The organism is Streptococcus danieliae (assembly GCF_025447695.1).
Classification (GTDB): Bacteria; Bacillota; Bacilli; order Lactobacillales; family Streptococcaceae; genus Streptococcus; species Streptococcus danieliae.
Genome location: NZ_JAOBSU010000098.1, coordinates 1 through 6,579 on the forward strand (window position 1 = coordinate 1; position 6,579 = coordinate 6,579).

At 48.9% G+C, this 6,579-nt stretch carries 5 protein-coding genes; 2 read left to right on the forward strand and 3 right to left on the reverse strand.

The window, feature by feature from the left end; translation table 11 throughout:
- Positions 1-66 precede the first annotated feature (66 nt).
- Entirely contained in the window at positions 67-264 is a 198-nt protein-coding gene (locus N4310_RS07040; protein WP_262092620.1) for a heavy-metal-associated domain-containing protein, read from the forward strand.
- Between the two features lie 730 nt (positions 265-994).
- On the opposite strand, the gene N4310_RS07050 is transcribed toward N4310_RS07040, so the two are convergent.
- The 3 genes from N4310_RS07050 to tyrS all read right to left on the reverse strand — a co-directional run bounded on the left by N4310_RS07050 (position 995) and on the right by tyrS (position 4,067).
- A complete protein-coding gene (locus N4310_RS07050) occupies positions 995-1,591 on the reverse strand; it encodes a ribonuclease H family protein (RefSeq protein ID WP_262092621.1) in 597 nt (198 codons plus the stop codon).
- Positions 1,592-1,596: 5 nt separating this feature from the next.
- Positions 1,597-2,418: a putative RNA methyltransferase gene (locus N4310_RS07055; RefSeq protein WP_262092622.1), complete on the reverse strand. Its 822-nt coding sequence runs from the start codon at positions 2,416-2,418 to the stop codon at positions 1,597-1,599.
- A gap of 389 nt (positions 2,419-2,807) precedes the next feature.
- On the reverse strand, positions 2,808-4,067 hold the full coding sequence (gene tyrS, locus N4310_RS07060; RefSeq protein WP_262092623.1) for a tyrosine--tRNA ligase: 1,260 nt from the start codon (positions 4,065-4,067) through the stop codon (positions 2,808-2,810).
- 117 nt (positions 4,068-4,184) lie between these two features.
- Here tyrS and N4310_RS07065 point away from each other — a divergent pair, with 117 nt between their 5' ends.
- Entirely contained in the window at positions 4,185-6,476 is a 2,292-nt protein-coding gene (locus tag N4310_RS07065) for a transglycosylase domain-containing protein (protein ID WP_338092448.1), read from the forward strand.
- The last annotated feature ends 103 nt before the right edge of the window (positions 6,477-6,579 follow it).

Genomic DNA, 6,579 nt, shown 5'->3' on the forward strand with positions numbered 1-6,579 from the left:
TTTGCATTGGTCTGATCTAAAATCTATTGTCCATAGAGAATGGCTTTTTTCAGATTTTGAATTTCAATGAGTATTAGCTGCCAAAACTGTGCCCACCACGTGGAAGTGGCCTTTTCCAAACTACCCAAAGTAGCCCAGGTTACCGTCAACCTGGAGGATTCAGTGGCCCATGTGGATACCCAAGAAGCCTATAGCCAAGACCAGTACCAAGAAGCTCTAGGCCCCTTGCCTTATAAGGTAGTTGGTCTAGCAGGTGGGAAGTAGCAGGTAAGTGCTTGAAAAAACTGTGTAAAAAAAGAAAGAAGTAAGCTGCCCCGTGTAAGATTGGGCTATCTTGCTTCTTTTTTTTTTGTCATTTGGTTTACGATAGTCTTTAGATTTTGCCATATGTACCTCGCAAAAAAGTGGCTTACAGAGTTTGTAAGCCACTTAGTCAGTCGGTTTATTCTGGTGTCTGCCACCGCTTGGCCCTTATGTCCAAGATTACTATCGGATTTCGTTCTGGTGTCCGCCACCGCCTGGCCCTTATGTCCAAGATTACTATCAGATTGACCATGAGCCGACTACTCATCTACATATTCAGTCTACAGGATATAATCAAAAAAATCAAGCATTAACCATGACAAACGCATGAAAGTATCTAATTGATTTCTCTTCAGTCAGAACCTTTTTTACAGTCGTGATTTTAAATATCTATCAAATACCATACTCAAATGAAATTTTTTACATTTTAAACTCATACTCTTTCCAACATCTAGATTCTTCAAAACACTTAAACAGAATTTATCGATTAATTATCGGTTTCTGAAAACTTACAAAATCTACTTTTCTTCATGCGTTTGTCGTGAGCATTACCCCATTACTCTTTTAGAGACTATCATTTGTAAAGGCGTATATCCATTGTCATTAGAAATTAAAAAAGACCCCCACAACTCTCATACGGGACATCTGCTGTATGAAGGCTAGGGTGTCTGGTTACATCTTGGACGTTGAATTAGACTGTGATGCCGAGGGCGGCTTTAGCCAGCTGATCGGCCCGATCATTGAGAGGGTCGCCGCTGTGGGCGTGAACCTTACGGAAGTGGACTTGGATCTCTTGGCTGAAGTGGTCGAACTCTTTTTTGTAGGCTTGAGAGATTGGCTTGTTGGTCCGCCACTCGCCGGTGGCCCAGGATTCGACCCCTTGGTAGTCGTAGCAGATGGTGATGCTGGGGTAGTCGTGGAGCAGGGCCCATTTGATGGCAGCCAGGCTAGCCAAGCACTCGCCGGCAACTTGGTGGGCTTCTAAGAAGATGTCACGGTTTCCTGAGAAGGAGAGGCTTTCGATTTCCTGGCCGTTGAAGATGAAGGCGACGCCAGATCCGTAAGCCTTTTTGATCTTGTGATAGGAGCCATCCACGTAAGCAACAAGTTGATTATCGGTGATCGGAGCCTGCGGTTGCTCCTCCATGTAGGCCAGGGCTTCTTCCTGGCTGGTAAAAGATTTGTATTTGGCTCCAGAGAAGCCGTGCACTTGTTTTTGGGCGTCGGGCCAGGTGGTGTAGATGCCTGGCTGGCGCCCTTTTTTGACGGCGTAAAATTTCATAAGCATCCTTTCTAAAAATGGGCTTGGTAGAGGGTGGCGGAAATGGTGATGTCTGTTAGCTGGGTCCAGTCGAAGTCTTCCAGCCGGACTTGTTGGAGCAGGGGTGTCATGGTCAAGAGTGCCTCCCGGACTTCTGGTGTCAAGGTGTAGGTCGCTGTTAATTCCAGCTGATCTTGGATCTGCATCTGCTCCTTCAGGTGAAGGTCGATGTCCTCGGGTTGATAAGCCTCTTTCCCAAGAATCTTGCGAATTTCAATCAGATGCTGGGATCCAGGAATAGCCTTGAGGAGGCTTCCGGTGGGCTTTAACAGGCGTTTAAACTCCTGGTAGTTGGCAGGAGAAAAGATATCCAAGATGGCATCGAGGCTCTGATCAGCCAAGGGGATTTTGGCCAAGTCAGCCACAAACCATTTAACCTGCTGTCGGCTATCGGCCTTACTGGCCAAAAGGATGGAGTCCTTGGACAAATCAAAGGCATAGTAGTTGCCAGCCGATCGACTTTCTAGTTGGCGGCTGTAAAAGCCTTCACCACAGGCTACATCCAAGAGGGAAGCAGGTTGCAGTTTTGTGATCATCTGGTCCAGTCCCGCCAAGATATGGTCGTAAAGCCCAGCTTCCAGCACCATTTGCCGAGCTTGGAAGGACTCCTTTTGGTAGTGTTGGGAAGCTTTGGCGTTTGGGGCTAGATTGACATAGCCCTGTTTGGCTAGGTCAAAATTGTGTCGGTTGCGACAAGCCAAACTGCGCTCCTGTAACTGCAAACCTTCTTGGCAGAAGGGGCAGGTGAAGACTAGGTCTGTCGTGGTAAAACGTTGAAGTTTAGGTGGGTACATAAAAATCTCCAGTAAGCTGTTGAATCGACTTATCTGATAAGGCCTGATGACAGTTTGCTTGGCAGGTAGACTCAATCAACACCTGTGTTATAGTCTTTTAGTTTATATTTTATTACTGCGTTAGCTCGTCTTGCCGTAGACCTTTGAAACTTTCTGCGACTCGCTGCTTTGTATTAAAAGTAAATTAAAAAACTATATCAGAATAAAAGAGAGGCTGGAACAAAAGTCTAGCCTCATTGACTTTGGTTAACAACATATCTTTGACGCAGTAGCTGATTGGCCTCTTCGTTCGCTTTTCAAGCTCGGAAGAGGGCCTAATCAGCCTTGCGGGGGTGTGACTACGAACTAAATTTTTTCAAATTTAGTTCTGTCCCACTCCCCTTCGAGAATTATGCATATGTTAGGATTGAATATTTTTTCTTACCCCGACGGATCACGGTTAGTTGACCTTCTAGTCGATCATTGTGATCGAGCTGGTAGTCCAGGTCTTGAATACGTTCCCCGTTGATGTAGATAGCTCCATTGGTGATATCTTCGCGGGCTTGGCGTTTGGATGGGGAAACCCCAGCTGTCACCAAGATGTCCACGAGATTTAAGCTATCTTCTGAGCTGACTTGGTAGTTGGGAACGTCACCTAAGCCTTGTATCAACTCAGCTACAGACAGTTCCTGGATATTTCCAGAAAAGAGGCTTTCTGTGATTTTTAGGGCTTGTTGGTAGGCGTCTGGGCCGTGAACGAGGCTGACCACTTCCCTAGCTAGTACTTTCTGAGCCAGGCGTTGGTGGGGAGCAGCGAGAAATTCTTTTTCAATCTCGGCGATTTCTTCTAGTGAAAGGAAAGTGAAAATTTTCAAGAAGCGGACTGCATCGTCATCCAAGACATTGAGCCAGAATTGGTACATTTCGTAAGGGCTGGTTTTGCTGGCATCCAACCAAACGGCATTGCCTTCTGATTTTCCGAATTTTTTACCGGTGGCATCGGTAATGAGGGGTACTGTTAGCACGTGGCCGGTTTGGTTGGCCTTACGGCGAAGCAATTCGGTTCCTGCGGTCATGTTCCCCCACTGGTCACTTCCTCCGATTTGGAGGCTAACCTGGTGTTCCTGGTTGAGGGTGTAGAAGTCATAGCCCTGCATGATTTGGTAGGCAAATTCGGTGTAGGAGATGCCGGATTCAATCCGTGATTTGACGGAATCCTTACTCATCATGTAGTTGACGGTGAAGTATTTACCGACATCACGGAGGAAGTCGATGAAGCTGATGCTGCCAAACCAGTCGTAGTTATTGACCATTTCAGCCTTGTTGTCGCCGTTTTCGAAGTCGAGGAAGCGGGACAGTTGCCCTTGGATTTTTGCGACCCAACCTTCAACGGTTTCCTTGGTTTGAAGGCTCCGTTCAGCATCCTTGAAAGAAGGATCACCGATGAGTCCAGTTGCACCACCGACTAAGGCGTAGGGTTTGTGTCCGGCTAATTGGAGCCGACGGCTGGTTAGAATAGCGACCAAGTGGCCCAAGTGCAAGCTATCTGCGGTAGGGTCGTATCCCGTATAATAGGAAACTTGTCCCTCTTCTAGTGCTTTGCGGAGAGCTTCTTCGTCCGTTGTTTGGAAGACCAAGCCCCTTTCTTTCAGCTCATCAAAAATGTGCATGTCTGACTCCTTTTTTTGTTTCATTTTACTTATTACAGTTTAACAAAATAAGGGATGATTGAAAAGAGCGAGGGCATTTTGCTATAATTGGGCTAGGTATAAAAAGTGAGGTAAAACGTGAAACACAAAGCTAAGAAGAATCGAGATGAGGAGGCGTGGACCTGGAGGGATAGTCTGGGGACGGTCTTTCAGGTGCAACACCTACTATTAAAAGTGTTGCGGGTCTTTTTCTGGGGCTTTCTGGTGCTGGGGGCCGGAGCTGGTCTGGGCTACGCAGTCAGCCTTTTTCAAACGGCCCAAGTGTTGGAAGGGCCGGAGTTGGCCCAGCAGGTAACCCGGGTGGCTGGTCAGTCCGAGCTACGCTATGCTGATGGGAGCTTGATTGACAAGATTGACAGTGAACTCCTGCGCACGCCGATTCACTTGGATCAGGTGTCGCGCTCGGTTCAAGACGCTGTGATTGCGACCGAGGACGAGAATTTCTACGAGCACGAGGGGATTGTTCCCAAGGCCGTTCTGCGGGCGACGCTGGGCTCAGTTTTAGGTCTGGGGAGCTCAAGTGGTGGCTCGACCCTGACCCAGCAGCTGATCAAGCAGCAGGTGGTTGGCGACGCGCCGACTTTTTCCCGTAAGGCTGCGGAAATTTTGGACGCCTTGGCCCTTGAGGAAGCTATGTCCAAGGACGATATTTTGATGGCCTACCTCAATATCGCTCCCTTTGGTCGGAATTATAAGGGACAAAATATAGCGGGGATTGAAGAGGCAGCTCAGGGGATTTTTGGCAAAAGCGCTGCCGACCTCAATCTACCTCAATCAGCCTTCCTAGCAGGACTACCACAGAGCCCAATTGTCTACTCCCCCTATGCCTCTGATGGCACCCTAAAAACAGAGGAAAACCGAGAGCTAGGATTGGAACGGCAAAAAAATGTCCTCTTTAATATGTTGCGGACCGGTAAAATTACCGAAACCGAGTACCAAGAAGCACTGGACTATGATCTGCAGGCGGACTTCCGTCCCGGTGAGCCAACCGAAGGGGAGATGCACAACTATCTCTACCACACAGCTCTAGCCGAAGCCCAAGATGCAATCTACAGCTACCTGATTGAGCGTGACCAGGTTTCTGAACGTGAACTCAAAAATGAGGCAACCGTCCAAGCCTACCAAAAACTGGCTCAACAAGAGCTCAGCAATGGTGGCTATGTTGTCAAAACAACCATTAACAAGGCCGTTCATGAAGCCATGCAGGCAGCCGCAGCCAACTTTGGTAGCGTGCTCGATGACGGAACTGGCCGCGTTGAAATGGGGAATGTGCTGCAGGACAATGAGACCGGGGCTGTTTTAGGCTTTGTCGGCGGTCGGGACTATGCGTCCAACCAGAACAACCATGCCTTTGACACCGTACGCTCACCAGGATCGACCATCAAGCTCCTCCTGCCTTATGGCATCGCTATTGACCAGGGCTTGATGGGCAGTGGCAGCATTGTCTCCAACTACCCAACCAACTACTCCAGTGGCCAGCCGATTATGCACGTCAATAGCCGTGGAACCGGCATGATGACCTTCCAGGACGCCTTGAACCAGTCCGTGAATATTCCAGCCTATTGGACCTATCGCCTCTTGCGGGAGCAAGGCATCGATGTCCAGGATTACATGGAAAAAATGAACTACGAAATTGCAGACTACAATATCGAAAGTCTCCCGCTGGGAGGTGGGATTGAAGTATCCGTAGATCGGCATACTAATGGCTACCAGACCTTAGCCAACAATGGACGCTACCTTGAACGTTATATGATTGCTTCCATTGAAACACCAGATGGCCAAGTGGTTTACGAACACCAATCCGAGCCAGTACAAGTCTATAGCGCTGCAACAGCCACCATTCTCCAAGACATGCTGCGGGGAGTTTTGAACTCAGGAATTACAACGACTTTTAAATCCCGCTTGCAAGCCATCAATCCCGGCCTGGCTGGCGCTGACTGGATTGGGAAAACCGGAACCACTAATGACTACGGCGATGCCTGGCTCATGGTCGCCACCCCAGGCGTTACCTTGGGTGGCTGGACCGGTCACGATGACAACTCGCCCATGTCCAACCTCAGCGGTTACAACAACAACGCCCAATACATGGCCAACCTGGTCCAAGCCATTGACCAGGCTGACCCAAGCGTCTGGAAAGCCGACCAACGTTTTACCCTCGACCCAAGTGTTCTCCAGACCTCCGTCCTCCGCGCCACCGGCCAACTCCCAGGCTCCGGCTTGAGCGGACCGACGGTCACCAGCAATTGGGCTCTCAACGGTGCCCCCGTCACCAACGAAAACTTCATGGTCGGCGGCAGTGACGCCGACAAACGCTCCGCCTGGAACTCCGTCCGCGGCGGTGGCGGCCCAACCACAGGGAATGGGCGGTAAAAAAGCAAAAAACAGTTCGAAGATTTTGATATAGTCCTACTTAAGTAGACAGTACAAATAAATAAAGTACTGTTTACGAAAGTAGGATTTTTATTATGTCCCG

Coding starts and splice junctions, on each gene's coding strand:
- N4310_RS07050 (WP_262092621.1), bottom strand. CDS start 1,591: ATGCTTATGAAATTTTACGCCGTCAAAAAAGGGCGCCAGCCAGGCATC.
- tyrS (WP_262092623.1), bottom strand. CDS start 4,067: ATGCACATTTTTGATGAGCTGAAAGAAAGGGGCTTGGTCTTCCAAACA.
- N4310_RS07040 (WP_262092620.1), top strand. CDS start 67: ATGAGTATTAGCTGCCAAAACTGTGCCCACCACGTGGAAGTGGCCTTT.
- N4310_RS07055 (WP_262092622.1), bottom strand. CDS start 2,418: ATGTACCCACCTAAACTTCAACGTTTTACCACGACAGACCTAGTCTTC.